At 61.9% G+C, this 26,070-nt stretch carries 20 protein-coding genes and 2 pseudogenes; 7 read left to right on the plus strand and 15 right to left on the minus strand.

Features of this window, described 5'->3' with window-relative positions:
* Positions 1-641: 641 nt before the first annotated feature.
* The 4 genes and pseudogenes from EEB13_RS30120 to EEB13_RS32210 form a co-directional block, all read left to right on the plus strand.
* On the plus strand, positions 642-2,075 hold the full coding sequence (locus EEB13_RS30120) for an MFS transporter (protein WP_141486950.1): 1,434 nt from the start codon (positions 642-644) through the stop codon (positions 2,073-2,075).
* A gap of 317 nt (positions 2,076-2,392) precedes the next feature.
* Positions 2,393-2,707: pseudogene (locus EEB13_RS30125) on the plus strand (transposase); the annotation flags it as partial.
* Positions 2,708-2,793: 86 nt separating this feature from the next.
* The gene (locus EEB13_RS31840) at positions 2,794-2,958 is read left to right on the plus strand and encodes a hypothetical protein (RefSeq protein WP_222839829.1); all 165 of its coding nucleotides are present in this window, start codon (positions 2,794-2,796) and stop codon (positions 2,956-2,958) included.
* Positions 2,959-3,396: 438 nt separating this feature from the next.
* Positions 3,397-3,868, plus strand: a pseudogene (locus tag EEB13_RS32210) (hypothetical protein); the annotation flags it as partial.
* Between the two features lie 98 nt (positions 3,869-3,966).
* On the opposite strand, the gene EEB13_RS30130 reads toward EEB13_RS32210, so the two are convergent.
* The 15 genes from EEB13_RS30130 to EEB13_RS30200 all read right to left on the minus strand — a co-directional run bounded on the left by EEB13_RS30130 (position 3,967) and on the right by EEB13_RS30200 (position 21,477).
* Positions 3,967-4,608, minus strand: coding sequence for a helix-turn-helix domain-containing protein (locus tag EEB13_RS30130; RefSeq protein ID WP_222839830.1), 642 nt, complete (start codon positions 4,606-4,608; stop codon positions 3,967-3,969).
* 41 nt (positions 4,609-4,649) lie between these two features.
* Positions 4,650-5,408 (minus strand): SDR family NAD(P)-dependent oxidoreductase, encoded by a 759-nt coding sequence (locus tag EEB13_RS30135; RefSeq protein WP_045063433.1) that lies wholly within the window; start codon positions 5,406-5,408, stop codon positions 4,650-4,652.
* 53 nt (positions 5,409-5,461) lie between these two features.
* Positions 5,462-7,042: an AMP-binding protein gene (locus EEB13_RS30140; protein WP_052683275.1), complete on the minus strand. Its 1,581-nt coding sequence runs from the start codon at positions 7,040-7,042 to the stop codon at positions 5,462-5,464.
* 125 nt (positions 7,043-7,167) lie between these two features.
* Positions 7,168-8,124, minus strand: a complete 957-nt coding sequence (locus EEB13_RS30145; RefSeq protein ID WP_045063430.1) for an alpha/beta hydrolase — start codon at positions 8,122-8,124, stop codon at positions 7,168-7,170.
* A gap of 58 nt (positions 8,125-8,182) precedes the next feature.
* Complete coding sequence (locus tag EEB13_RS30150) at positions 8,183-9,055, minus strand: mycofactocin-coupled SDR family oxidoreductase (protein WP_045063428.1); 873 nt, start codon at positions 9,053-9,055, stop codon at positions 8,183-8,185.
* Positions 9,052-11,625 carry an ATP-binding cassette domain-containing protein gene (locus tag EEB13_RS30155; RefSeq protein ID WP_141486951.1) on the minus strand — a complete coding sequence of 858 codons (2,574 nt, stop codon included), beginning with the start codon at positions 11,623-11,625 and terminating at the stop codon, positions 9,052-9,054. Before EEB13_RS30155 ends, EEB13_RS30150 begins: the two co-directional genes overlap by 4 nt.
* 32 nt (positions 11,626-11,657) lie before the next feature.
* The gene (locus tag EEB13_RS30160) at positions 11,658-12,935 is read right to left on the minus strand and encodes a substrate-binding domain-containing protein (protein WP_141486952.1); all 1,278 of its coding nucleotides are present in this window, start codon (positions 12,933-12,935) and stop codon (positions 11,658-11,660) included.
* 90 nt (positions 12,936-13,025) lie between these two features.
* Positions 13,026-14,069, minus strand: coding sequence for an ABC transporter permease (locus EEB13_RS30165; RefSeq protein WP_162487705.1), 1,044 nt, complete (start codon positions 14,067-14,069; stop codon positions 13,026-13,028).
* Positions 14,070-14,422: 353 nt separating this feature from the next.
* Positions 14,423-14,710 carry a DUF3263 domain-containing protein gene (locus EEB13_RS30170; protein ID WP_162487704.1) on the minus strand — a complete coding sequence of 96 codons (288 nt, stop codon included), beginning with the start codon at positions 14,708-14,710 and terminating at the stop codon, positions 14,423-14,425.
* Positions 14,711-14,892: 182 nt separating this feature from the next.
* Positions 14,893-15,726, minus strand: a complete 834-nt coding sequence (locus tag EEB13_RS30175) for a mycofactocin-coupled SDR family oxidoreductase (protein WP_141486954.1) — start codon at positions 15,724-15,726, stop codon at positions 14,893-14,895.
* A 52-nt stretch (positions 15,727-15,778) separates the two neighbouring features.
* A complete protein-coding gene (locus EEB13_RS30180) occupies positions 15,779-16,627 on the minus strand; it encodes a mycofactocin-coupled SDR family oxidoreductase (RefSeq protein WP_045063416.1) in 849 nt (282 codons plus the stop codon).
* 22 nt (positions 16,628-16,649) lie between these two features.
* The gene (locus tag EEB13_RS30185; RefSeq protein ID WP_052683274.1) at positions 16,650-17,663 is read right to left on the minus strand and encodes an ABC transporter permease; all 1,014 of its coding nucleotides are present in this window, start codon (positions 17,661-17,663) and stop codon (positions 16,650-16,652) included.
* Positions 17,664-17,671: 8 nt separating this feature from the next.
* Positions 17,672-19,201 carry a sugar ABC transporter ATP-binding protein gene (locus EEB13_RS30190; protein ID WP_045063414.1) on the minus strand — a complete coding sequence of 510 codons (1,530 nt, stop codon included), beginning with the start codon at positions 19,199-19,201 and terminating at the stop codon, positions 17,672-17,674.
* 2 nt (positions 19,202-19,203) lie between these two features.
* Positions 19,204-20,502 (minus strand): sugar ABC transporter substrate-binding protein, encoded by a 1,299-nt coding sequence (locus EEB13_RS30195; RefSeq protein WP_141486955.1) that lies wholly within the window; start codon positions 20,500-20,502, stop codon positions 19,204-19,206.
* A 57-nt stretch (positions 20,503-20,559) separates the two neighbouring features.
* Positions 20,560-21,477, minus strand: coding sequence for an alpha/beta hydrolase (locus tag EEB13_RS30200; RefSeq protein WP_045063411.1), 918 nt, complete (start codon positions 21,475-21,477; stop codon positions 20,560-20,562).
* Positions 21,478-21,755: 278 nt separating this feature from the next.
* Between EEB13_RS30200 and EEB13_RS30205 the strand changes: the two genes are divergently transcribed.
* From EEB13_RS30205 to EEB13_RS30215, 3 genes are read left to right on the plus strand one after another with little or no spacing between them, the layout of a single operon-like run.
* The gene (locus tag EEB13_RS30205) at positions 21,756-23,717 is read left to right on the plus strand and encodes a thiamine pyrophosphate-dependent enzyme (RefSeq protein WP_222839831.1); all 1,962 of its coding nucleotides are present in this window, start codon (positions 21,756-21,758) and stop codon (positions 23,715-23,717) included.
* Positions 23,718-23,737: 20 nt separating this feature from the next.
* Complete coding sequence (locus EEB13_RS30210) at positions 23,738-25,333, plus strand: AMP-binding protein (RefSeq protein ID WP_052683272.1); 1,596 nt, start codon at positions 23,738-23,740, stop codon at positions 25,331-25,333.
* A complete protein-coding gene (locus EEB13_RS30215) occupies positions 25,302-26,063 on the plus strand; it encodes a helix-turn-helix domain-containing protein (RefSeq protein WP_187328650.1) in 762 nt (253 codons plus the stop codon). Before EEB13_RS30210 ends, EEB13_RS30215 begins: the two co-directional genes overlap by 32 nt.
* Positions 26,064-26,070 lie beyond the last annotated feature (7 nt).

The following is a 26,070-nucleotide window of genomic DNA, read 5'->3' on the forward strand; positions in this document are numbered from 1 at the left end:
CATTGCCGATGCAGATCAGGATCCCGGTGAAGCAAACTTACGACTATATTCGCCGTGGTGCCACCGCTCACTTTGTTTGTGGCGTTGGAGATCGCAACCGGAAAGGTGACCGGGATCTGTCGGCCGCGGCACCGTCACCAGGAGTTTTTTGTTTTCCTCAAGCATGTGGTGCGCGCGTATCCGGATCGGGAACTGCATCTGGTGATGAACAATTAAACGACCCACAAGAAAGCTTGAGACCTGTGACTGGTTGGCGGCGAATCTGCGGATCCATGTTCATTTCACCCCAACGTTTGCGTCGTGGATGAATCTGATCGAGCTGTGGTTCGGGATCATCGAACGCCAATCGATTCACCGCGGTGTCCGTGAGCTGCAGAGCAAATTCCGGGACTTCATCAACGGTTGGAATCGGCGGGCGCAGCATTTCGTGTGGTCGAAAACTGCCGAGCAGATCCTGGCGAAAGCCCGCTGTAAAACGACTTCAAAAACTTGGGGCACTAGATCGGTGCGCGTACTCGATTTCAGGGGAAGGGGATTGTCGCCTCGATAGCGCCCACGTGATGCATGGGAATTCGCTTTTGGCCGATATCCGCAGGACTAATGACCTGGTCAAGTCGTACCACCAGGCGTAAATCCCTCTGGTGGCGACCGATGACCTTCGGATAGATTGCAATGAAGAATTTTCGGTTCTGGTCGAAAGTGACGGGCTGGAATTACTCGGGGGTGCTACCTGTGCCCTGTTTAGTGCGCCCTTGTCCGGCGCCGTCGAAAGGAAACCCGATATGGCGCGATTGTTTCGCGATGAACTCGTTCAGCACTGGAATGTCCTTCTCGGTTCGATAATTGGCATTGGCTGCGGTGCGATCGCATTACCGGTCGCTGCCATCTCGATTTTCATGCGTGATCAGCAGGTCGACCTAGGATGGTCGCGCACGGACCTATCGATCGCCTCTATGATCGTCGTTGTAGTGCTGGCTCTCTCCTCCCCCGTTGTTGGATGGTTCGCCGATCGTTATCGCACCTCGAACATCACCGCATTCTCGATGTTCGCGATGGGTGGCTGTTTTCTGCTGCTCAGCAGGGTGGGTGATCACCTGGCCCTGTACCTTGGCCTGTTTGCGGCCACCGCTTTGCTTTCGGCAGGTGTAACGACCGTGCCCTTCGCCCGCGTTGTCACTATCAATTTCGTTGACAATCGAGGCAAAGCGCTGGGTCTGGCGATGCTTGGCAATGGACTCTCCGGCTTCTTTTTGCCGCTAATTCTGGTGCCTCTAGTAGCGGAACGGGGTTGGCGCGTAGGCTTCGTAGCTCTAGCAGGAGTCGCAATAGTGGCTGCACCAACTGTTTTGGTGCTGCTTCGGATTAATGAGCGTCGCCCGGCCGATGTTAAGCGCGAAGAAAAATCGTCAACTTCGACCACAGCAATAGGAATGACAGTCCGAGAAGCAATCGTCTCGCGACCGTTCAAGGTCTTGGCAATAGCCTTCCCACTCATCGCGATTGCCGGTGCCGGAATGCAATTGCACTTCATATCGATACTCGGAGACAACGGTCTATCCGCCCAGTGGGTGGCTTGGTATGCAAGTGCTATCGGAATTGCGCTAACCGTGTCTCGTGTTCTCACAGGATATCTGCTCGACACGTTCAATGCCCAGCGGGTGTCAGCGACGATAATGGCGATAGGTGCGGTCGCAACCCTCATCTTCGCCTTCGCTGGAACCTGGGGATCGATATTCGGGGCGATCGCGATCGGCTTGACAGTGGGTGCAGAGATTGACATGGTCGGCTACTTCGCGTCTAAGTACTTCGGATTCAAGTCTTACGGCCGGGTGTATGGCCTGCTCTACAGCACAATCTTGATCTCCACTACGATATCGCCGCTTATATACGGAGCAATCAGAGACCGAGTCGGAAACTACACGCCCGCATTGATCGGCACGGCCGTTTTGCTTGCCTGCAGCGGAATTGTGCTTCTTGCACTTGGACGTCTGCCGTACCTAGGATCAGGGACAGCCCAGGTAGAAGGTTCAAGAGCCGGCCTCGGGGTATCGACGACGATAAAGGGTTCTCTATGAAGTCAGTCTGTCACTTCCACAGCCGCACTTTTCGTCGGCAGTGTGAGACGGACGCGCGAGCAGCTTTGGTTGCGCGGTTGAATCTGGTGATCCCCAGCCGAAACTCACTCGAAGCACTTTTGAATGATGAAGCTCCTGTTGGCCTTTCCAGGCTGTCAGGGGGCTTCACTCGTTCTGTGTGGGAAGGATTTGAGGCGGACTCCACCACCGGCAGGCGGGCTGATCCATTTGTTTTTCCGGTCCCGACTCACGGCGGTCAACTCAGCGAGCAACGGTGACGGCAAGCCAAAGGCCTCCACTGTCGATATTGATGGGACTGGGCTGCCCGACCGCTCGGCGAAGTATACGCGGCGATTTTCATCGATGCGATCGTCGTCAAGGTTCGGGACGGGCAGGTCGCGAACCGGCCGATCTATGCCGCGATCGAGGTCAGTCTCGACGGCCGCCGGGATGTGCTCGGGTTGTGGGCCGGCACCGGGGGCGAGGGCACCAAGTTTTCGATGTCCCTGCTGACGGACATTCTAAATCGGGGTACACGGGACGTGTTCTTCCTGGTCTGCGATGGCCTCAAGGGATTGCCGGAGGTGGTCGAGAACGTGCGGCCGGCCACCACGGTCCAGACGTCATCTATTTGCAATAGGTAGTCCGGGATAGTCCCGGTGTTCACCTGCGCCGCCACGGGCAGGACCTGTGCAGACGCGTCACCTTCGGGGTCCTCATGCAGACCCGTCTGCCCCTGGGCAACGGTCCTGTGTCTGACTGGGCGGCAGATTTCCGTGTCGGCTTGGTGTCGTCGAAAACCGGAATCCCCGGCGGGCACGGCGACTGTGTGAGACTCGAGGTAGGCGCCGAGACTGTCGCGAACTGGCATGCCGGTACCTGAGAATTCGGGTCACTGCGGTCTGTTCGCTAATCGAGACGTGGAGCAGCGACCCTGGACTGGCCGACTGATGTTTCTTTGATCTTCGGGGCAAGGAGGTCGACACTACGGGTCATCCCGGCGTGCAACGTGCAGACGTTGGGATCGAAGAAATCGGGCTCGATGTCCGGCGAGCACGGCTTCGGTGTCACGCTGGATCTAGCGTTGCCGACGGGCGATGCTGTATCTGGAGGACTGATCCCAAACATGTACCGCTGCGCACCTACCAGGCTCAACCGGTGGACGTAATACCTCGACGAGGAGTTGCAGGATGGGACGACCACCAGGATGAGCGGCAGCACTGACTGGTCGAGCGGTGATGCGGTCCACAGGGAACTCAAGCGGGCGTTCTGGGCGCAGATCGTAGGGTCTCGCCAGAGAGGATGCCGCGATTGCGTGCGGCGTGTCGGGACCGGTGGGATCGCGGTGGATTCGGAGTCTTCGGTGCACGGCGGCCGCACCCGTTGGGAACTGCCGAAGGTTCTTGCGCAGTTCGACAGGATGTCCTGGGCCGTGTGGCTGCGAAGGGGGATGGTTGGCAGGTGAATACCACTGCGCGGGCTGAGGGGCCGCGCTTGCCCATCGTGGGAGCTCTGGGCTTTTGCGCAACCCACCGAGGGCGGTCGCTTGGCTCTTGCCTCAGTGCGGCTCACGGGCAGATTTCGTTACGCGCGCGTCGACGTCGAATCCGAGGTGGGTCCGGGTCAAACAACCACCGTGGAGCTTGATTTTGCCAAGGTGATCGACGTTGCCGAACTGGCTGGTAGCAGGCTCGCGCCACGGAATTGTCATCACGGACGGAAGGATAAGGCCGTACAGCAAAACGCTGCGCGGCCTTCGGCGTCGACGCCCCACAAGCGTCGTTCGGCGGTAGGTCGCTCGCAGCGACGATGGGGTGGGGCTTGTTCGGGGGGCCGACGGTGCGATCAACGGCGGATCGGGCGCGTTTCTTCCCGAGCTTGCCCCCATTTGTCACAGGACGGGTGTGCCTCCGCGCCCGACGACCATCCAGACCGATTCGGAATTGGTGTCGAATGGGTTGGACAGTCGGTGTGGTGCGACGGATTCGAAGTTGATGGAATCACCCGGACCGAGCTCGTAGCTGTTGAATCCGATTTGCACCACCAGTCGGCCGCTCAGGACGTAGCCGTACTCGTGCCCGGGATGATGAATGAGGTTGTTCTCAGGGCAGGATTGACCGCCAGGGGCGTAGGTGACGTGGAGGAAGTCGTTGGCAAAATCGTGCCCACGGGTCAGTCGGCCCCAGGTCGCGCCGCCGATCTGGAGTTCGGGCCGGGTGGCTGCACGTTGAACCGGTGAACCTTGAGGATCCGGTCTTTCGGGCCAGCTCTGGGGAATGCCCGCGAGGGTACGGTCCGCGTCCGAGGTCGGTTGCGGCTCGGAGCCTTGGGGCATTAAATCGTCCAAGGACATCCCCAGCTCGGACGCGATCGAATAGAGGGTTCCGACGGACGGCCGTGTCCGCCCCAGTTCCACCTGGGAGATGAAACTGGGCGACACATCGACGCGTCGGGCCATCTCACGTAGAGATATCCCCAATTCCAGGCGAGCCTGACGTAGGTGCTGGCCGATGCCGTGCAGTGGCGTAGTCACCTCGACAACCCTTCCATGAAATTCGGCGTCTGCTGACAAACTCAAGGTAAGACCCAGCCTCCGTCCACGGTGAAGGCGGCTCCGTGAATGAACGCGGCGTCGTCGCTGGCGAGGAACAGCGCCATATTCGCGATTTCCTGAGGAGTGCCCCAACGCCCGGCGGGGGTCGCGGCGACGGCGGCGTCCACGTGCGGGTTGGCACCCTCCGGCGTCAGGAGGTGCCCGGTCATGCCGGTGTGGATTGCGCCCGGGCAGATGGCGTTGGCGCGGATGCCATGTTTGCCGTATTCGAAGGCGAGTTGCTTGGTCAGCCCGAGCACGCCGTGCTTGGATGCGGTGTACGCGGCTCCGCCGCCGCCGGCGACGAATGCGGAGATGGACGCGGTGTTGACAATCGCGCCCTGGCCCTGGGAGATCATCTGAGGCAGAGCCGCCCTCGAGAAGAAGAAGGCGCCGCCGAGATTGACGCCGATCACGCGGTTCCACAACTCGGTGGTGGTGTCGAGTGCCGTGGTGTAGTCGTCGAGGACACCGGCGTTGTTGCAGAGTACGTCGAGCCGGCCGAACTGCGAGACGACTTCGCCGACGACCCGTTCGGCGTCCGCTTCCTTGGATACGTCGGCCGCGAGCGCGAGTCCACGCGAATTCTCACCGAGGCCGTCGATGGTTGCTTGCGCAGCGTCCTGGCGGATATCGACGGCGACGACGGTCGCCCCTTCGGCGTGAAATTCTTCGATCATCGCCCGGCCCATGCCGGAACCGGCACCGGTCACCACTGCCACACGTCCGTCGAGTTTCATGTCTGTCTCCTTCGATTTTTCGTTGAATGTGTCTTGGGTTCGCCGAACTTCGGTCAGCGACGTTCGCCGTTACCCGATGCGAGAATGCGTGCTGCTTCGTCCCGGACCCGGAATTTCTGGATCTTGCCGCTCGGAGTTCGTGGCAGTTCGGCGACGGACAGCAGGTACTCGGGAATCTTGTACTTCGCCACGCCTCGCGTGAGCAGATACGCGGTGATCTCGCTCAAGCTCGGCTGGGTGCCGTCGACAACCATTACCGCGCAGGCCATCTCGCCTAGTAGTGGGTCCGGAAGGCCCACGAGCGCTACGTCTTTGACATCTTCCAGGTCGAGAAGTAGATCCTCGACTTCCTTTGCGCTGATGTTCTCGCCACCGCGGACGATGAGGTCCTTCGAGCGGCCGACGATGGTGATGGTGTCCCCGGCGATCTGGGCCAGATCACCGGTGCGGAACCACCCGTCGACGGTGAACGCGTCAGTAGTGTCACGCGGGTCGAGATAACCTGCACACAGTTCCGGTCCGCGTACTTCCAGTTCGCCACTGCCGTCGGCGGCCGGCTCGATGATGCGGGCGCGGGACGACCCGGTGAGTCGGCCGTCGGTGGTGGATCGGATGTCATCGGAATCGGTGGGTCCGCCGCAGGTGACAGTCGGCATCTCGGTGAGGCCGTACGCGCGAACCACCGTGGTACCCATGGCTTGTTCCGCCTCGCGGACCAAGGCTTGCGGTACGTCGGCTCCGCCACAGATGAACGACGTCAGGCTGGAGCGCATTGCGCGGCTGCGGTATTCGTCGGTCAGGCCGCGCAGGAACGGAGTGGCGCCGACGCTGGTCCGGCACTGATTGGTCTCGATCATCGCCACGGCCACTGCCGGATCCCAGCGATGTTGCAGCACGCAGTTGCCGCGCATCAGCAGTGGCATGAGAACTCCGTAGACCAAACCGGTGACGTGAGCGACCGGTGAGGGCATGAACACGGAAATGTCCGACATGTTGAACAGTTTCGCGATGGAGTCGGCATCGGCCAGCAGTGAGCGGTGGCTGTGCAGAACACCTTTGGCGCGTCCGGTGGTGCCGGACGTGAACATCAGCAGGGAGATCGCGTCGAGGTCGGCACGCAGGATCGGTGCGGAATCGTCTGTGCGGGAGTACGCGACCGGAGCCATCTCGGGTCTGATCACCAGAACCGGCGCGGCGAGCGTGCGGGTGGCCTGAACCTCGTCCAACAATTGGACGTGGTCGACACCCCGGTACGTATCCGGGATGGCGACGGCGGCGAGGATGACCGCGTCGAGCACGGCGCGAATCTCGGTTGTCCGGTAGTTCACCGGGATCGGACACAGTACTGCGCCCAGGCCCCAGACCGCGTGGGCCACGGCCACAGCCTCCCACCAGTTCGGGAGTTGCATGCCCACGCAGTCACCGGACCGTACTCCGTTGCGCTGCAACCACTGCTGAATTCCGGTAACGGTGTCGAGTAGCTCCGCACCCGAAATTCGGTGGTCCTCGTCGACGACGAAAATACGGCCGGGATCCGCTGCTACGGCGTCGCGAAGCAGTTCGGGAGTGGATGTTCTCAGCGCGGCCGCTTCGGGATACACGACCGGGGAAATCCAGGTGGGAGCGATGGGCATGTGGTGACCTCCTGGTAATTCCGCACTGCGGCGGGGCTGGGAAATCCGCACTGGCGGAAAGAAATCAGGGTTGGAATCGGCCCGCCGGCGGACGGCGGAGGTACACGCCGGCAGGCCGAAGTGTGTTACCTGGAGTAACGGCCGATCTGGTTCTCCATGGTCGGCGGTGCCATGAGAGTGCGAGAGAACCATGAACCAGCCGCTCGCGCAGCGTAATCCAGTGCGCTGACGTCGCTGTAGAGCGTCATGTGATCCGTGGCGGGCAGGACTACCAGTTCCTTCTTGGAGCTGGGAATGGAATCGTAGGCAGCGATCTCCTGATCCCACATGGTGATATCGTCCTGGTCGGCGATGATCATCATGGTGGGAACGTCGAGCATGCGGCGGGCGTAGGTGGATGCGTCGTACTCCATCAGACGCTCGAGCGAGGCGACTGTGTTGCGGTGCTCGTGACGGGGTGCCTGCGTGGCCTGCAGTTCGAGGAAGACCGTCTTGACGTCACCGTCCGGCCACACGACGAGCTCGGCGTCCGGACTTTGCGGGACTCCGGACATCGGCATGTAGGAGTGCTCGCCGGTGTGGAAACGCTTGGCGCGATCTTCTGCCACGAGTTCCTTGAGCATGCGGAACCGTTCGGTACCGTGCATCCGCCACATGGTTTCGTAGCCGTTGATGACCGGCACGTTCGATACTACCGACTTCACGCGTGGATCGATGGCGCCCAGGACGAGTACGTGACCACCGCTGTACGAGATGCCCCAGATGCCGATACGGCTCGAATCCACTTCGGGGAGTTCGGAAGCGAAGGTGATCGCGTTCTTGTAGTCCTCGATCTGGTCCCACGGCTCGAGGTGCTGGCGGGGGGTGCCGTCGCTGGCGCCCATGCGCCGGTAGTCAAAGATCAGAGCGGCGAAGCCGCGGTCGACGAACTCCTGGGCGTACTGCGGCTGACGAAGTTCCTTGACGTAGCACCAGCCGCCTGCCATGACGACGATGGGGAAGGGGCCTTCGCCTTCGGGGAGGATCAGGTCTCCGCGGACGATCTCGCCGCCGCTGTTGAACTCGATTTCACGAACAGACATGGGATGCCTCCATTGATTTCAGGGTGGGGAATTTGCGAGCTACGAAATGTGCTCGAGGTCAGGAAGAAACGCGCCCGGTGATCACGGGGTCGGGATTGGTTCCCGGGAGTACGGAGTGGCCGCCGTCCACCGGGAGGGCGACGCCGGTGACGTCGGACGAGTCGTCCGATGCCAGCCACAGCACCGCTTTGCTGATCGATGCGCTGGGGAGCAGTCCACGATCGGACAGGGCCGACCAGTTGTATGCGCCGTTGCGGCGGTCTTCCGGTGTGCCGCCGGGGCGGCCGGCCATCATGTCGTACGAGCCCTGCCAGTCGTTCATCGCCGTGTCGACGATTCCCGGGCAGACGGCGTTGCAGCGAATGTTGTAGCGCCCCAGCTCGAGTGCGGCGTTGCGCATCAGACCGAGGACACCGTGCTTGGCGGCAACGTAGTGGGTCATTCCGCCGCCCGCTTCGTACCCGTTGACCGAGGAAGTGAGGACGATGGCACCGCCGGCGCCTTTGATCATCGTGGGCACAACGGATTTGACGGTACGCCACACGCCGCTGAGGTTGGTGTCGAGGACCGTGTTCCACTGATCGTCGGTCAGTTCCCACAGATTGCCGAGGGCCCAGATTCCGGCGTTGGCGACGGTGATGTCGATTGTACCGAATTCGGAGACTGCTTGGGCGACAACGGAATCGAGCTGTTCACTCGATCGGGTGTCGGTTGCCGACGTGATGATGCGGCGGCCCAGTGCCCGAACCTGATTCGCGGTCTCTTCCAAGTCTTCCTTGGTGCCCAACGGGTACGGGGCTGTGTCGATGTCCTGGCAGATGTCCACTGCCACGATATCGGCGCCGGCACCGGCGAGGGCGAGTGCGTGTGATCGGCCCTGTCCTCTGGCCGCCCCGGTGACGAAGGCGACCTTTCCTCGAAGATCGGTCATGGTTTTACTTCCTTTCGGGAGGGGCGGGTGAAGAGTGCGCGCAACGGAGATGTGGAGCCGGAGGCGACGATCAGTGCCATCACGGTCAGAACGCCGACCGTGATGAGGTAACCGCCGCTCGGCAGGTCGATGAAGGGAATGAAGGTCTGAACCTGGGCGATGAACAGCGCCGCGAGTACGCAACCGATCGCGGTACCGCGTCCGCCGGCCAGTGCGGCGCCGCCGATTACCGGTACGGCCAGGGAGAGCAGGGTGTATCCGGCGCCGACTCCGGCGTCGCCGACACCGGTTTGACCGGCAAGGGTGATGCCCGCCAAACCGGCTGTTGCACCGGCTGTCACGTACATGGCGGCCTTGTACGCGGTGTTTTTGACGCCGAGTTGCAGTGCCCGGGGAGTGGAGTACCCGACGGCTCGGGTTCGCAGTCCACGACGGGTTCGGCCGATGTAGTAGTCGACGGTAATTGCGAATACGACGGCCACGACGAAGAACAGTGGAATGCTGCCGAGCATGGTCGATGTTGCCGCGGAGAGGTCGAAGCTGATCAACCCGCCGGGGGTGGGGCGCAGAATGCGGGCGACACCGATGAAGATTCCGAGCGTGGCGATGGTGGCGATGACCGCCGGAACCTTCCAGACGACGACGAGCAAAGCGTTGAAGGCGCCGAGTATCGCGCCACCGACGATGGCCCCGCCTATCAGTAACGGTACGGGAAGGTCTGGGGCAAAAGATAATCCGACCACGATGAGTCCCATCATCGAGCCGAGAGACGCATCGATCTCGCCGACCATCATCACCGGAAGTTGGGCGATCGCCACCAGGATCAGAGGCAAGCTCAGAAGCAGGATGCCGCCGATGTTGTCGATCGAGGCGAAACGAACGTCACGGGTGGTGGCGTACGCGCCCAGGCCGACGATGATCAGTGCCAGGAGGACGAACGTGGACGGATTCCAGGCTCGGCCGTTACTACGAGGCACACGCTCGGCACGATACCCCGAAGCAGGCGCATCAGTGCTTTCGCTCGACTGTTCGTGATCGGCCGTTGCGGTGGAGAAGGCGTGAACGATCGCCTCCTCGGTGACTTCCTCACCGCGCAGTTCCGCAACCTCACGTCCGCGGGCCATGACTATCACGCGATCCGCGAGCGTGCGCAGTTCGCCGGCATCACTGGACGTGAACACTACTGCCGTACCGGTTTCGGCGACTTCGATGATCGAGCGATAGATGTCGTACCGAGAGCGCACGTCGACGCCCTCGGTGGGTTCCTCGATCAGCAGAACTGAGGGCGCTCCGGCGATTGCCCGGCCGATCGCGACTTTCTGCTGGTTACCTCCGGAAAGCGAGGAAACCGGCTGCTCGAGGGAACGTCGTACCAGCCCGAACTTGTCGGCCAGGGTACGTGCGGCCTCGACTTCGCGGCGACGGGAGAGCCATGACCACCAGCGCCCGGACGTGGCATCGAGTGCGAGGGTGTAGTTCTCGCGGATAGAGAGGAGACTGAAGAGCGATTCGAAGCGGCGATCCGAGCTGACGAAGACGACGCCGGTATCCGGACCGTCCTCAGGGCGGCGCAACTGCTTGTCGCCGATGTGGACGGTTCCGCCGTGTATCCCTTCGCCCGCGAGAGCCCGGATCAACTCGGCTTGTCCGTTGCCGGAAGCTCCGCCGATGCCGATGATCTCGCCGCGAGTGACCTTCAAATCCACCGGACCGCAATGCGGTGCGGTCAGATCGGCGGCGGTCAAAGCGATGAGGGTGTCGGTCGACGCGGTGAGGCGGCGCGAGAATCCGGCCACCTCACGCCCGGCCATCTCCTGCACCAGTTTCTCCTCGGTAGCGCTCGCGGCGTCGAACTCCGCAACCATGGCACCGTCGCGAAGAACGGTGATGTCTTCTGCCACAGCCAGCATTTCGCGAAGTCGGTGCGTGACGAACAGGACGCAAGCCCCCGCTGCGGCGCCGTCCCGCATGCTCTGCAGCACGCGGTCCACGCCGTGCTGGTCGAGAGTGGATGTGGACTCGTCGAACAGGATGACGTCCGGTTTCTTGGCCAGGACGCAGCCGATCTCGATGAGGCGCTGTTCGTTGGCCGGCACCGTCTGCACCAGGGAGTCGAGAGAGACCGTCGTCAATCCGATGTCGTCCAACAGGTTTCGCGACCAGGTGGCAGATGGTCCGAGTGCTTCCCGGTGCTCCGGTTCGATCATCAGATCGATGTTCTGGCCTACGGTCAGCTCTTCGATCAGCGAGCCGTCCTGATAGACACAGGCAACTCGACTCCGGTTCCCGCCGCCGCCCGGTGCTGCGATCAAGTCGCCGTCGAGGCTGACCTGGCCGGTGTCCGCGTGATGAATCCCGGCGATGATTTTGACGAGAGTCGACTTGCCCGAGCCGTTCTCGCCGATCAGCCCGTGGACGGTGCCGCGGGAGAACCTGGTGGTGACGTCGTCGAGTGCGGTGGTCGAGCCGAATGTCTTGGTGATCGACTCGACGACCAGACCGCTGGTGGCTTGTGCGGCGCGCTCGGCCCCCGTACGGGGTGCCAGAGCGGCGGCGGAGTGTTGCTGCATTGTCAAAGCCCCTTAAGTGGCGAGTCAGCGTATCAGCCGGCGAGAACCTTCGAGAGCATCTCGGCAGGCATGATGGTGGGGCCGGGACCGTTCGGGGGCTCCTGCGGGTTGTAGTCGCCCACCTTCGCCGAGACGAACGGCATCGGGAAGGTCAGCTGTGCCGGAACCTTTTCACCGGCAAGGTGATTCATCAGTGCGGTCAGTGCGATGTTGCCTTCGTAGTTGATGCTGCTCGAGTACGCCAGGCCCCACGGCTTGTCGGACTTCTGGTCCTCTTCCCACATCTTCAGCAGCGAATTGTCGGAGGTCCAGGTGATCTGGGCGGGGACGTCGACGCGTGCCTGCTTGTATGCCTGCACGATGTTGACGCTCTGCTTGGCGTAGTCGTAGAGGACGGCGTCGACTTTCTGGCCGGTGGAGATCAGAGCCGACGTCGCGGTGGTCGCGCCGCCCTCGGTCCAGCTGGTGTCGCTCTTGTTGACCACTTTGATCTCGGGGGTGTTCTTGGCGAACCACTCCTCGGCGCACTTCTGCCAACCTGCGCCTTGCGGGTTGCCTGGAGTGCCGGTGAAGAATGCGACATTGCCCTTGTCGCCGATGATCTTCTGTGTCGCCTCGGCCATCTGATAGCCGTCGTCGCAGAAGTCTGACTGCACCTGTGTGAGAACAGCATTCACGGCATCTGGTCCCGGGGTTCCGCCGTACACGGACACGGGGATTCCGGCGGAGGTGGCCTGCTGGAACGCGGCCGTCATTGCCGGACCGAAGTCGTCATAGGAGACGATCCCGGTGACTTTGCGGGTGACCAGGGTGCGAAGCTGGGCTTGCATGGTCTGCAAATTGCCGTCTGCCTGGAGGTACATGACCGTGCCGATGTTCGGGTACGCGGTGGCGTGCAGGGTGATCGCGGCCCGCGTGATGTGGCGCCACAGGTCACCGCCCGCACCGTCCAGGATTGCCAGCGTCTGGTTGCCCTCGCCGATCTTGCACGTGGGTTGATCCATACAGCTCAACGCGGTGGAGATCTGGTCGGAGCTGAAATCGCGGCTCATGTCGTTCAGCGACTCGACGATGATCGGATCGAGATCCGCCGCCTTGATGTCCGGAGTGAGGAAGGCTTTCTCGAGTACGGCTTCGGTCTGATCGGCGGAGACTGCAGCCGGGGTGATCCGGTAGTCCTCGCTCGGTCCGGACCCGGTGGCAGCGCCACCGGAAGACGATCCGCAGGCGGTCAGCAATGCGAGAGCCGTTGCGGCGGCGATACAAGCGGTGGTGGTGCGAGCTCGTGGTCGCAGGGTGGTGATCTTCATCGGGTACCTCTTTCGGGGGCGGTGCCCCGTAGACGGGAACTGATGGTGATGGGCGGTGGATGCCGCGAAGGTGGAGTGAAAAGTACGAAATCAGCTTTTGCGGTTGATGATTCGTCGACTACGGATGTTGACCCAAGCGATCACGGCTGCTGCGGTCATGGCCAGGATCAGTACGGCTCCCTGAATGACGCTCTGCGTGCCGGCCGCTATGCCCGAAGCTGCCACGTTCTGATTGATCAGGGCCAGGAACAGAGCACCGGCAATGGTGGCTGCCGGGTGGATGCGTCCGCCGGTCAAGGCCGCGCCGCCGAGGACGACTGCAACCACGGTCGAAAGTTGGTACACCTCACCGAGAGTCAGCGTCGGTGTCCCGATGTTGCCGACCAGTAGCAGTCCGGCCAGAGCGTAGAGCAGGCTTGCTGCGACGTACGTGCTGATCCGGTATCGCAGCGAGCGGATGCCCTGATACGCGCTGGCCCGGACACTGGTGCTGGCGGCGGTCAGGCGTCGGCCTGCCGCAGTGAATGCGATGCCTACGGCGACCACGGCTGCGATGGCAAGGCCGATCAGCAGTACGTAGCTGATTCCCAGATCGAGGGTGCTGGTGCTGAGTTCTTTCCAGCTTGTCGGGACGCTCATCCGGTTGACGCCGCCCTCGTACCAGATGCTGCCGATGCCGAGCATGATCTGGCCAGTGGCCAGGGTGACGACCAGCGGGCTGAGTCGGAGCTTCTCGACCAGAATCCCGTTCACCGTGCCGCAGATCAGGGCTACGGCGACGGCTGCGATCACTCCGCGGGAGATGGAACCACCCTCGGCGCCGCTTACCTTGACGAAGACGATTCCGACCAGGGTGATTACGGATGAGACGCTCAAATCGATTCCGCCGCTACCGATCACCAATGACTGGCCGAGGGAGGCGATGACAAGTACGCCCAAGAGCGGGGTGAGTGTCGCAAGGCCGCCGAACTCGATGCTGCTGGGAAACAGGATGATCGAAGTGAGGAGCATCAGCAGTGCGACGAGCCACGGCAGTGCCACAGGCGAAAAGCGCCACCGTAGATCGGTTCTGCTTCCGGCGTACCGGGTGTCCGTGCGGGTGCTGTCGGGGCTGGAGTTCGAAAGTGTTGTCACGGAGGATTCCTGAGTGTCCTCACGCTGCGATGGAGCCGTCATGGCCATGCCTCTCGCTGAACGTTTTGCGTGCCGGCGAGTCGGAGATACCGACGGCCGGGTGGGGAAGCTGCGCATCCGGGCGGCCGAACTTGTGAGGCTGCTCTCGGTGCAAGATAAAAGTAACTCACATCACAAGCTTTGTCTAGTATTACTTTACGTACAGTATTACTTCACATGGTGGGTGTGAGACGCTCACGGAAGGCATGATGCGTGCGGCGACGATCTCCAACCATGCAGTAGCGCAGTGAGATCGAGTCGTCAGATGGGGAGGAGTGGCAATCGGAGGAGGTGGCAGGAGGGGCGGCAATGGACTACCGGTACTGGAGCAGATTGGCTTTCATGGTCGAGCACAGATCACTCGCGGCCGGCCCGTCGAGTACCTGGCTCAGACGGCTGTAGTACGCGCGCCGTGTGAGGCCGAACGTGACGAAGATGTCCTCCGCGCTGGGGCCGTGCCAGTGACGCCAGGTGATCGCGAAGTCTAGCAGTTCGTCGGAGTACGTTCGGCGTCGGCCACTGGCCAGTTGCCGACGGACGCGTAGGCACACGTGATCATCGAGGCACTGACTGGCAGGTCGGGTGAGCGGGGGAGCGTTCACGGTGAACTCCTCGGAGAATGGTGTCCCGGGTTCCCGGCACGACCTGTTGGCACGGCTCTCGATACGGTGCTCGGTACGACGAGAAGGGCGGTTGGTCACGGGCTTTCGCAACCCTGGAACCAACCGCCCTTCTCGGCGACTTCAGCTTACTGCCTGTAACTTTCGGTATCAGCAATCGGTGCTTACATGACCAGCGTGCCGCCGTCGACGGGCAATGCGACACCGGTGATGTAGCGAGCCTCGTCGGATGCCAGGAACTTGACGGCGTTGGTGACATCGTCGTTCTCGACCCAGTCGATCGGGTAGAGAATCATGCTGTTCGACGCTGCGGCGAAGTCGCTCTTGCCTGGGTTGTCCTTGCCGGGTACGAACTGGTTGTACATCGCCTGGTTCTGGACCATCGGGGTGTCCACCTGGGTGGGGTTGACGGTGTTGACCCGGATGCGGTGCGGAGCGAGCTCCTGCGCGAGGGTCTTCATCAGGCCCACGACGCCGTGCTTGGCCGAAACATAATGTCCGACACCGGTGTATGCGCGAAGTCCGGCAACAGAGGCGGTGAGGATGATCGCGCCTCCGGTACCCTGCTTGATCATGTGGGGGATGGCTGCCTTGACGGTGCGCCAGACGCCGCTGAGGTTGACGTCGATCATCTCGCCCCACTTCTCCTCGTCGAGTTCGTGGGTGTCGCCGAAGGAGAGGATACCGGCGTTGGCGATCACGATGTCGACGTGTCCGAACCGGTCGATGCCGGCTTCGAGAGCCAACTTCACCGAGTCGAAGTCGCGGACGTCGGCGTGCGAGAAGACGATCTGTCCGCCGGCTTCCTCGACGAGGCGAACGGTCTCCTGGAGGTCGTCTTCGGTGGCCAGTGCATACGGGACGGTGTCGTTGTCCTTGACCGAATCGAGGGCGATGATGTGTGCGCCCTCCTGGGCGAGACGCAGGGCGTGATTGCGGCCCTGCCCACGTGCTGCACCGGTGATAAAGGCGACTTTGCCTTCGAATCTTCCTGTCATGACCATCCTCCTGTTGTGCTGAATTCGGTATGTATGTGAAGCCGGGAAGGCCTTACTTGACGAGTACGCCTGCATCGACGGGTAGCGCAACCCCGGTGATGTATCTGGCCTCTTCGGACGCCAGGAACAGCACTGCATTGCTGACATCGACGGACTCCACCCACGGGATGGGCAGCGCGTTCATCGCCTGCGAGAGTGGTGCGAAATCCTCGCGGGTGGGGTTGTCGAGGCCGGGGCAGAACAGCCGGTACATGGCGTCGTTCATGATCATCGGGGTGTCGACCTGGGTGGGGTTGACGGTGTTGACCCGGACGCGATGCGGGGCAAGTTCCTGGGCGAGCGTCTTCATCAGCCCGTTCACGCCGTGCTTGGCCGCCGTGTAATGCGCGATGTTGCCGTACCCCTTCAGCCCGGCAGCGGAACTGGTGAGGATGATCGCTCCGCCGGTGCCCTGCTCGATCAGATAGGGGATAGCAGCCTTGGCAGTGCGCCAGACTCCGCTCAGATCGACGTCGATCACAGTGCCCCACTGTGATTCGGTGAGCTCATGGGTGGGTGCCGGGATGTTGATTCCGACGTTCGCACAGACGATGTCGAGGTGGCCGAACTTCTCGACACCGCGAGCCAGGACACCGGCGAGGGAGTCGAAATTGCGGACGTCGGCAACCTCGGCGTGGATGCGGCCACCGATCGCCTCGACCGTACTCACGGTCTCGGCCAGATCGTCTTCGCCTGCCAGGGAATACGGCACACCGTCGATGTCGGCGCAGAGGTCGAGCGCGATGATGTCCGCGCCTTCCTCGGCCAGACGGATGGCGTGCGCTCGGCCCTGTCCACGGGCGGCGCCCGTGATGAAGGCGACCTTGCCGGCGATCCTGCCGGTGCGTGCTGCTGTGTTCATATCTCGACTCCGTCTGCTGCACTCACTTGATGACTCCGTATCGGCGACGGTCGATGGTCAGGGCCACTGCGGCGATGACGACGATGCCCTTGATGACAAGTTGTGTGTACGGATCGACCGAGGTCAGATCCATACCGGCGCTGAGCAATACGATCACCAGTGCGCCGAGGATGGTGCGGTGCGGTCCGCCCACGCCACCGGAGAGCGCGGTACCGCCGACCACGACTGCGGCGATCGAGTTGAGCAGGCTGGGTCCGGCACCCATCGGGACACCGGTGCTTGCCTGTCCGGTGAAAATGATTCCGGCGACGGCTGCGACTGCTCCGGCGACCGCGAACACGGCCAGCTTGGTGCGCTGCACCCGGACGCCGACGAGGGAGGCAGCTCGCTCGTTGCCGCCCACTGCGTACATGTGGCGGCCGAACGAGGTGCCGAATGCCAGCACGGTAGCGCCGATGGTCAGGAGGATCGCGATCAGCGCGCCGTTGGGCACGTTGGGAATCATCGACTCGTTGACCAAACTTTGCAACAGGTTCGAATTGTACGAGACCGGGCCACCTTTGGAGACGGTATTGGAGATTCCGTCGAGCACCGACATCATGCCCAAGGTCACCAGGAACGACGGTACTTTGAGCATCGTCGTGATCAAGCCGTTGACGAGGCCCACCAGAGCACCCGCGCCGATCACCAGGACTATGGCCAACGGCCCACCGAACTTGTCGATCCAGGTTGCGATCAGAATGCCTGCGAGAGTGGCTGTGGCAGCGACCGAGAGATCGATACCGCCGATCAGGATGACAAAAGTACCTGCCAGCGCCAGAACGGTGAGGAACGCCATCTGGTTGAGAATGTTGTGGGCTGACGAGGCGGTGATGAAACTTTCGGTACGCCACTGGAAATAGATGATCAGGACCAGAACGGCAACCGTCGGAACAACGATGTTGCGGTGCTGATCGAGTCGACTCAGTAGACCGCGCGCGCCTGACGGCGGTACGGCATCGCTGGCCGGCGATTGCTTCGAGAGTGTCTGGGTCACTGCATTCCTCACATCATGTGCTTGATCACGTCGACTTCGGCGGGTTTGTTGTCTGCAGGAGCAGCCAGCTCTGCGCTGATCACCCCGTCCTTCATGACCACGATGCGGTCGGACATACCGATCACCTCTTCGAGGGATTCGGCACACAGCAGCACCCCGACGCCGGAAGCCGCCATCGTGCGAACCAGGGTGTAGATCTCCTCGCGGGTACCGACGTCGATACCGCGGGTGGGATCACTGAGAACCAGTACTTTGCATTCGCGTCCCTGCCAGCGCGCGAAGATTGCCTTCTGTTGGTTTCCGCCACTGAGCTCACCGATCGGTGTCGACAGTGACGGAGCCTTGACCTGCAGGGTCCGGGCGAGCGTCGTGGTGCGCTCGCGTTCGGTGCGCAGCGCGAGCAACCGCGTCCAGCGGTGCCTGAGCAGATCGAGGAAACCAATGGAGATGTTGTTGCGGATGGACGCACTGCGGAACAGGGAGTCCTGGGCGCGCTCCGGCGGAATGTAGAGCACTCCGCTGGTTACGGCTGCAGGAACCGACCAGTGCGTACGGTCGTGTCCGGCAACGTGAATGGAACCCGTCGACAGCGTTTCCGCACCGGCGACTGCGGCCGCGACCGACGCCTTACCCGAACCGATGACACCGGCCAGGCCGACGACCTCGCCCGGACGGATCACCAGGTCGACGCCTTCGAACTCGCCGGCGCACGATGCGCCGCGCAGTTCGACCAACGCCTCCTCCGACGTCGCCCCGGTCTGGTCGCCTTCACGGTAGTAGTCGGCACTGCGTTCGCTGCCGACCATCAACTCGTGCAGGCGTTCCGCGGTGACACCCTCTGCGGACAGGGTTTCGATGGAGCGCCCGTCGCGCAGAACAAGCAGCCGGGTACTGATCCGGAGCACGTCCTGCAGGATGTGGGAGACGAAGATGAAGCACACTCGATCACGCCATCCCTCGATGAGCGCGAAGAGGATCTCCACCTCCGTCTCGGTCAGAGCGCTGGTCGGCTCGTCCAGCAGGATCACCGGAGCCGCCGACTCTTCGGTGATCCTCGAGAATGCTCGCGCAATCTCGACCAATTGCCTTTGTGGATAGGTCAATTCGGCTACGACCGCATCGGCCCGCAAGCCGTCGATACCGAGCTCGTCGAGCAGTTTCTGCGCCGCGTCGCGCAGCTTGCGTCGCCGACCAGGTCCGATTCCACCGATCTCGCCCTCACATCCGAGATAGATGTTCTCGTACACGCGTAGCGCGTCGACGAGAGCCTGTTCCTGTACGACCACCGAGATGCCGAGTTCCCGCAGTGTTCGCGAATGGCCGAGTTCGACCGATTCGCCGTTGACGTGCAGCTCTCCCGCGTCGGGCCGAACAGTGCCGGTCAGAACGCCGATCAACGTCGACTTTCCGGCACCGTTCTCGCCGATCAAACCGAGCACCTCACCGCGACTGACGTCGAGTGAGACGTTCTGCAAAGCGTGGACGGGTCCGTAACTCTTCGAGACACCGCGCAGGCTGATTGTTGCTGTTTCGCTCATCGTCAGGCCACGAGTTGGTCTTTGTACTGCAACAACGGACCGGAGGCGAACGCGCTCGCGTACTTGGTGCGGACGCCGGCGATGTCGGCCGAGTTCCAGGCGCTGTTGAGCTTGTACTGGTCCTGCGGGACACCGGCGTAGTACTCACTGGGGTCGATCGGGTTGAGCACGGTCTGCGGATCCCAGTCGTCCGGGTGCAGCGCCTTGCTCATCTTCGCCCAGTCGAACGGCAGCGTCGACGCGTAGACCGTCTCGAGGACGTCGTCGGCGATGTCCGGGGTGACCAGCAGTGCGCCCTGGGACAGGAATCGTTCGGGCAGTGAGAGGTCGACTCCGTTGAGCTGATCGAAGATGGTGACGCCGAGAATGCCTGCCGTCAGTCCGCCGACCGTGGAGCTGGTCAGGTACTGCTTGCCCTGCGCGATGTACTCGACGTTCTGCTTGTTGCCGTCGAAACCCACCACGATCTTGCCGGTGATCTTCGCCGCGTCTAGTGCGGCGATGACGCCCGCAGCCTGACTGTCGTTCTGGGCGAACACACCCACGAAGTCCGGCACCGAGGGAAGGATATTCGTGAACGCCTTACGGGAGTCCTCGGACGTCCAGTTGCCCGGAGACGAGGTGACGACCTTGATGCCCGGGTAGTTCTCGAGTGCCTTGTTCAGACCTGCCGTGCGCTGATCGTCCGCAGACGAACCCTTCTGTCCCGGAACGTGAATAATGGTTCCGGTGCCGCCGACCTTGTCGAAGAGGGCCTTCGCGGTGGCGATGGCGATCTTCGTGGACGGCGGAGTGATGAAGCGGACCCACTTGTCGGCGTCGGCGGGGGTGTACCACGCGGGGGCGGTGTACGAGCTGGCATACAGAATGCCCGCTGCCTGGCACGCCTTGGTGACGGCGGCAGCCTGTGCTTCGGTGGCCGGCGTGCCGAAGATGGATTTTCCACCGGTGGCCTTGACGTTGCCCACCTGGCCGAGGGCGGTGTTGACGTTGCCCTGGTCCTCGACCGAGGAGATGCCCACGCCGAGCGCGTCCATCGCTTGCTTTCCGCCGTCCGAGAACGCGACGAAGTAGTCGTTGGACAGTGTGGTCACCTGGCAGAGGGTCTTTTCCTGGATCTTGCCGGCGCCGGCGCCGCTACTTGATGCAGAACTGGTGGAACCGCCGCCGCTGCCGCAGGCCACTGCGCCGAGCGTGATGCCTGCTGCGCCCATAGCGGCGAAGAAGGAACGTCGGGTCAATGGATGAGAGAACGTCGCGTTACGAGCAACGTCGACGATCTTCGATTCGATCGAAGGCATGATCACATCCTTGTGTTCACGAGGTGGTTCTCGAGTGTGGGTGAAACGGGAGGTCCGCTACTTCGTCAGCAGATGCTGAGTGAACCAACGGGAAGCGTGCTCGGCGGCAACGGCGAGCTTGGACTGATCGCTGTAGAGAGTCATGTGCGACGTGTGTGGCAGCACGACCAGTTCCTTTTTCGGGGTGGGGATATCGTTGAAACTCTCAATTTCCAAGTCCCACAACGTAAGGTCATCGCCTTCGGCGACGATCATCATCGACGGAGTGTCGAGGATGCGCGGTACGAAGTAGTTCACGTCGTAGTCGAGCAGGAGATCGACCGACTCCATGGTGGAGCTGTTCTGGTAGAGCGGAGCCTCTGTCGCCTGCAGCGCCGCGAAGGTCGTCTTGGTCTCCGGGAACGGCCAGGACGACAGTTCCTCTTCGGGGTTCTCGCTCGCGTGGGGGATGTGCAGACGCTGCTCCGGATCGTCGTAGCGCAGCTTGCGGTCTTCGAGGATCGCGTCCCAGAGCTTGCGGTAGCCCATCGTGCCGTGGATGCGGCGCATGTTGCGGTAGCCGTCGATCACCGGGATCTGGGACACGATCGCCTTCACCCGGGGATCGGTCGCGGCCAGGATCATGACGTGGCCACCGGAGTAGGAGATACCCCAGGCGCCGAGACGGTCGTTGTCGATTCCGTCGGTGCGCTCGAGGAAGCTCAGTGCGTTCTGGTAGTCGCGGATCTGCTGCTTCGGGTCCAGGTGCTGACGGGGTGTGCCGTCGGAAACTCCCAGGTTGCGGTAGTCGAAGACCAGGGCGGCCATGCCGGCGTTGACAAAAGCCTCGGCGTAGTAGGGCATGACCAGCTCACGGACGTAGCACCAGCCACCGGCCAGTACGACAGCCGGAACGTCCTCGTCCGTATCGGGGCGGTACAGCCAACCGCGGACGGTGACTCCGTCGCTGGAAAATTCGACATCTTCACGGCGCATTGCGTGACTCCTCATGTAACGAGCGAAAGCTGAACGGAAGAAAGTACAAAGAAGGACGAGCGGTCTTGTCGCCGTGTCTATTACGGCATCGGCGGGGTGTACTCGCGCTGACTGTCCGAGTGGATCGTCGCGGATTCGAAGTACTCGCTAATCGTGAGTCACCTCACAGCCTTTGTCAAGTGCCACTGGACAGTGGGGAATTCTCGTCGGTATAGTCCAGCTCACTTACTGCGCATGTATTCGTAACGAGCGCAGCATTATTGGAGGTGTCCTCGATCGTGAACGGCGAAGAAGTTCTGCATGCCTACGAAAAGATGTTGTTGATCCGTCTGATGGAAGAGCGCATCTCGGTGCTCTACAAGGGCGACACCATCCCCGGATTCGTACATACCTCGATCGGTCAGGAAGCATGTGCCGTCGGAGCGCTGACTCATGCGCGGGTCAGCGACGTGATCACCTCGACGCATCGCGGACACGGACACGTCCTCGCGAAAGGCCTCGAGCCGGACCGGATGATGGCCGAACTGATGGGCAAGGCGACTGGAGCCAACAACGGTCGAGGTGGCTCGATGCACGTCGCTGATCCCCGACTCGGCATCTTCGGCGCTAACGGCATAGTCGGTGCGGGCCTCCCGATCGCGGTGGGCGCGGCATTCGCTGCGAAGGAACGGGACGACGGAGATCTTGTCGTCGCGTTCTTCGGTGACGGTGCGATTGCCACCGGCGCTTTCCACGAGGCGATGAACTTGGCCGCCCTGTGGAAACTGCCGATCATCTTCCTGTGTGAGAACAACGGCTTCTCCGAGTTCTCGGCGACCGCCGATCAGCATCCGGTCCCGATCTCCGCCCGAGCCGCCGGATACGGAATGGCGTCGATTACTTTGCCGGGCAACGATATCGAAGCTGTATCCGATGGAATTGCGCCGGTCTTCGAGCAGGTTCGAGCGGGAAACGGTCCGGTGTTCGTCGAGGTCGAGACTCTTCGGGTCCACGGGCACTACGAGGGTGATCCTCAGGTGTACCGGGAAAAGGAGGAGATGGCGCGTGACGTACACGCAGCGGATCCGCTGACATTGACACGCGGGCGGTTGGTCGAGCGCGGAATCTCCTCCGATGCCATCGAAGCGGTCGAGAAGCGGGTCAAGGCGGTCGTCGACAATGCCGAGCAATTCGCGAGAGCGTCTCCGCAGCCTGAGCGATCGACAGTCATGGACTACATCTATTCGCCGCGCAGAAGTGTCGACTCGCGTGTTGTTGCAGACCCGGACGGCGCAGTCATCTCCCAGTCGAAGATCATCAAACAAGCGCTCGACGACGCCCTCGCGGCCGACCCCGACGTCTTCCTCGCCGGAATCGATGTTGCCGGCGGCAATGTCTTCGGCCTGACCAGGGGGCTGGCTGCTCGATACCCGGGTCGTGTGCTCGATACTCCGATTTCCGAATCGGCGATTATGGGACTCGCCATCGGAGCGGCCATGGCCGGCCGTCGTCCGGTGGTCGAACTGATGTACCTGGACTTTCTCGGTGTGTGTCTCGACCAGTTGATGAATCAGGCCGCAAAACTCCGGTTCATGACAGGCGGCGCAGTAAGTCTGCCACTCGTCGTTCGGACACAGTTCGGCTCCGGGCGGTCTTCCGGAGGGCAGCATTCGCAGAGCCTCGAGGCACTCTTGGCGCATATCCCCGGGTTGACCGTTGTCATGCCGAGTTCCGGCGCTGACGCGTACGGGCTGCTCCGGGCGGCAATCGAGGACGACAACCCGGTGATGTTCATCGAGCATCGATTGTTGTACGAGAAGAAATCCGCCATCCCGGGCGAGGGCTTTCGAGTCCCGATCGGTAAGGCTGCGGTGACCAGGCAGGGTAAGGACGTCACCATCGTTTCGTGGTCGCGGATGGCAATGCACGCATTGACTGCGGCCGAGGAATTGGCGGCGGAGGGTATCGATGCGGAGGTGATCGACCTGAGGACCATCGCTCCGCTCGATCGTGAGACGATTCTCGAATCCTTCCGGCGGACCAACCGGATGGTCATCGCTCAAGAGGCGGTCGTGGACTTCGGCGTCGGCGCCGAAGTTGCAGCCATGGCAGTGGATTCGGGCTTCTGGTCGTTGGACGCGCCCATAGTGCGAGTCGGTGCACGATATTCGCCTGCCCCGTATGCGCCTGTGCTGGAACGTGAATGGGAAGCAGGACCCGGAGACATCGTCGCGGCCGTGCGCCGGGTGATGTCGTGCTGACCGCAACGAGGCCCAGAGCGATGACAGGTAGGGGGCCGACGCTGCCCGATCTGTTCTTTCAGGCGGAGCGACAATCGCCCAACTCCCTCGCGCTGGTCGACGAGAATACGCGGCAGACCTATCACGACTTGATGAGTGCGGCGACGAGTTTCGCAGGGGCTCTGCGTAAATCTGGATTCGAGCCCGGAGAGGTTGTCCTGGTTCAGCTGCCGAACTGGTGGGAGTCGATCGTCGCCTCCTGGGGTACGTGGCTGGCCGGAGGAATTCTCCTTCCTGTGGTGCCGATCTACCGCGCACATGAACTGTCGTTCATCATCGAACAGACGTCGCCATCTGTAATCGTTGCGCCGCAGGAATACCGGGGGTACCGGCATGCGGACCATCTCGAGAAATTGATGCGCACAAGCGGGCGAGAGATTCTGCTCGTCGAGGTTCGAGGTGCCGGAGGGGTGCGCCGTACGACCTTCCCGGACTTGATCGAATTCGGTCATGGCTCGGATATTGTTGAACATCAAGTGGATTCGGATGACATCGCGCTGGTTCTCTATACGTCGGGCACAACGTCTGCGCCCAAAGGTGTGCTGCACAGTCATCGGACGTTGATCGCGGAAAGTGCGAGCATGATCGCACATTGCGGCGTGGATTCGCAGGACCGAATTTTCATGCCCTCGCCGTTGGCACACATCACGGGAATTTCCTACGCTGTAGTCCTACCCGTGACTGCGGCCTGCTCGACGGTTCTGATGCAACGATGGGAACCCGAAGCGGCCGTTGCGTTGATCGAGCGTGAACAATGCACGTTCACCGTGAGTGCCACTCCGTTTCTCCGTGGCTTGGCCGATGCCTACGAGGGAAGCGCTTTTCGCCGATCGCAGCTGACCAGATTCGTGTGCGGTGGAGCCGGTATCCCCCCGGAGTTGGTGCGCCGAGCTCACCGCGTGATGGGGACGTCGATTGTTCGAACGTACGGATCCACGGAACTGCCGACCTTGGTGATGGGCGATCCCTTCGGAGACATCGAACTGCAAGCCGAGGACGAAGGAACTGTGATCGGTGGAAACGAACTCGAGATCGGTGAAGACAGCGAATTGTTGGTGCGTGGGCCGGAATTGTTCGTCGGATATGTCGACGGCGCACTGAACGACGATTCGTTTACCGAAAAGGGCTTCTTTCGGACCGGGGATGTCGCGACGGTGGACAACCAGGGACATGTACGGATTACCTCGCGGATCAAGGACATCATCAACCGAGGTGGAGAAAAGTTCAGCGCGGCCGAGATCGAGTGGGCGCTCGAAGCGCACCCGGCCGTCGCCGAGGTAGCAGTGGTCGGTTATCCCGACGAGGTACTCGGTGAACGCGCCTGCGCGTTTGTGGTTCCCGAGGGGGCCCCGCCGAGCGTTCGGGACCTTCGTATCTTCCTGCTGTCCGAGGGGTTTGCTGTTCAGAAGGCCCCCGAAAGGGTGGAGATAGTCTGCTCACTGCCGCGCACCGAGAGTGGGAAAGTTCAGAAGTTTCTGCTGCGTGGGGCATTAGGCTTGGGCTCGGTACAGACGGTCCCCGAGACTGATGGAAGCGAGTTCGGACATGACGGAAACTGGCGCAAAGCCACCTCGTAAGGCGGCTGAGTCGACAGCGGTTGCGCCGAAGAAATCGCTACCGCGCACGTCTGCTCCACGAAAGGTGACCACGAAGAAGGCGGCGGCCAAGAAGGCTTCCCCCGAAAAATCTGTGCAGCAGAATGCGTCGCCGAAGAAACAGGTTCGGAAACAGAAGGAGGAGGAGAAGGGTTTGGGGACGTCTGTAGGAAAAACGGTGCGTGCCGAGCGCACCAGGCAAGGGATTCCGGTTCGGGAGCTGGCACGACGGCTGGGTGTTTCGCCGTCATTCCTGTCGCAGTTCGAACTCGGCCAGAGTCAGGCGGCAGTGAACACTCTGTTCTCGATCGCGACCGAACTGAATCTCTCGTTGGACGTATTGCTCGGTAACAATGTCGAGCCTGAACCTGAGTCCGTATCGAAGGATTACGGGCCCCGTCTCTCCGATTGTCTGACCTTTCGTTCAGGTGTTCGCTGGCAGCGTCTGGCAAACACTCCGGAGAATCACCAAGTGCAGTTCCTCCTCACCGAGTACGAACCCGGGGCTGATTCCGCGCCGGGAGACGCACCGCAGACACACTCGGGTGATGACTACGGCTATGTGCTGGAGGGCACATTGACCATCGATGTCGACGGTATGCGTCGCTTGCTGAACTCCGGTGAGGCCATTCATCTGGTCGGGAATGTTCCCCATCGGTTGCGGAATGAGACGGATCAGACGGTCAAGGCGATCTGGTTCGTATTGGGCTGAGGTCGTT

The organism is Rhodococcus sp. WS3, from assembly GCF_003797085.1.
In the GTDB taxonomy this organism is placed as follows: Bacteria; Actinomycetota; Actinomycetes; order Mycobacteriales; family Mycobacteriaceae; genus Rhodococcus_F; species Rhodococcus_F globerula.

Bases quoted from the DNA above. Each gene is read 5' to 3' on its own strand.
- EEB13_RS31840 (WP_222839829.1), top strand. From the start codon at position 2,794: ATGCAGACCCGTCTGCCCCTGGGCAACGGTCCTGTGTCTGACTGGGCG.
- EEB13_RS30135 (WP_045063433.1), bottom strand. From the start codon at position 5,408: ATGAAACTCGACGGACGTGTGGCAGTGGTGACCGGTGCCGGTTCCGGC.
- EEB13_RS30140 (WP_052683275.1), bottom strand. From the start codon at position 7,042: ATGCCCATCGCTCCCACCTGGATTTCCCCGGTCGTGTATCCCGAAGCG.
- EEB13_RS30145 (WP_045063430.1), bottom strand. From the start codon at position 8,124: ATGTCTGTTCGTGAAATCGAGTTCAACAGCGGCGGCGAGATCGTCCGC.
- EEB13_RS30150 (WP_045063428.1), bottom strand. From the start codon at position 9,055: ATGACCGATCTTCGAGGAAAGGTCGCCTTCGTCACCGGGGCGGCCAGA.
- EEB13_RS30155 (WP_141486951.1), bottom strand. From the start codon at position 11,625: ATGCAGCAACACTCCGCCGCCGCTCTGGCACCCCGTACGGGGGCCGAG.
- EEB13_RS30160 (WP_141486952.1), bottom strand. From the start codon at position 12,935: ATGAAGATCACCACCCTGCGACCACGAGCTCGCACCACCACCGCTTGT.
- EEB13_RS30175 (WP_141486954.1), bottom strand. From the start codon at position 15,726: ATGACAGGAAGATTCGAAGGCAAAGTCGCCTTTATCACCGGTGCAGCA.
- EEB13_RS30180 (WP_045063416.1), bottom strand. From the start codon at position 16,627: ATGAACACAGCAGCACGCACCGGCAGGATCGCCGGCAAGGTCGCCTTC.
- EEB13_RS30190 (WP_045063414.1), bottom strand. From the start codon at position 19,201: ATGAGCGAAACAGCAACAATCAGCCTGCGCGGTGTCTCGAAGAGTTAC.
- EEB13_RS30195 (WP_141486955.1), bottom strand. From the start codon at position 20,502: ATGCCTTCGATCGAATCGAAGATCGTCGACGTTGCTCGTAACGCGACG.
- EEB13_RS30200 (WP_045063411.1), bottom strand. From the start codon at position 21,477: ATGCGCCGTGAAGATGTCGAATTTTCCAGCGACGGAGTCACCGTCCGC.
- EEB13_RS30210 (WP_052683272.1), top strand. From the start codon at position 23,738: ATGACAGGTAGGGGGCCGACGCTGCCCGATCTGTTCTTTCAGGCGGAG.
- EEB13_RS30215 (WP_187328650.1), top strand. From the start codon at position 25,302: ATGACGGAAACTGGCGCAAAGCCACCTCGTAAGGCGGCTGAGTCGACA.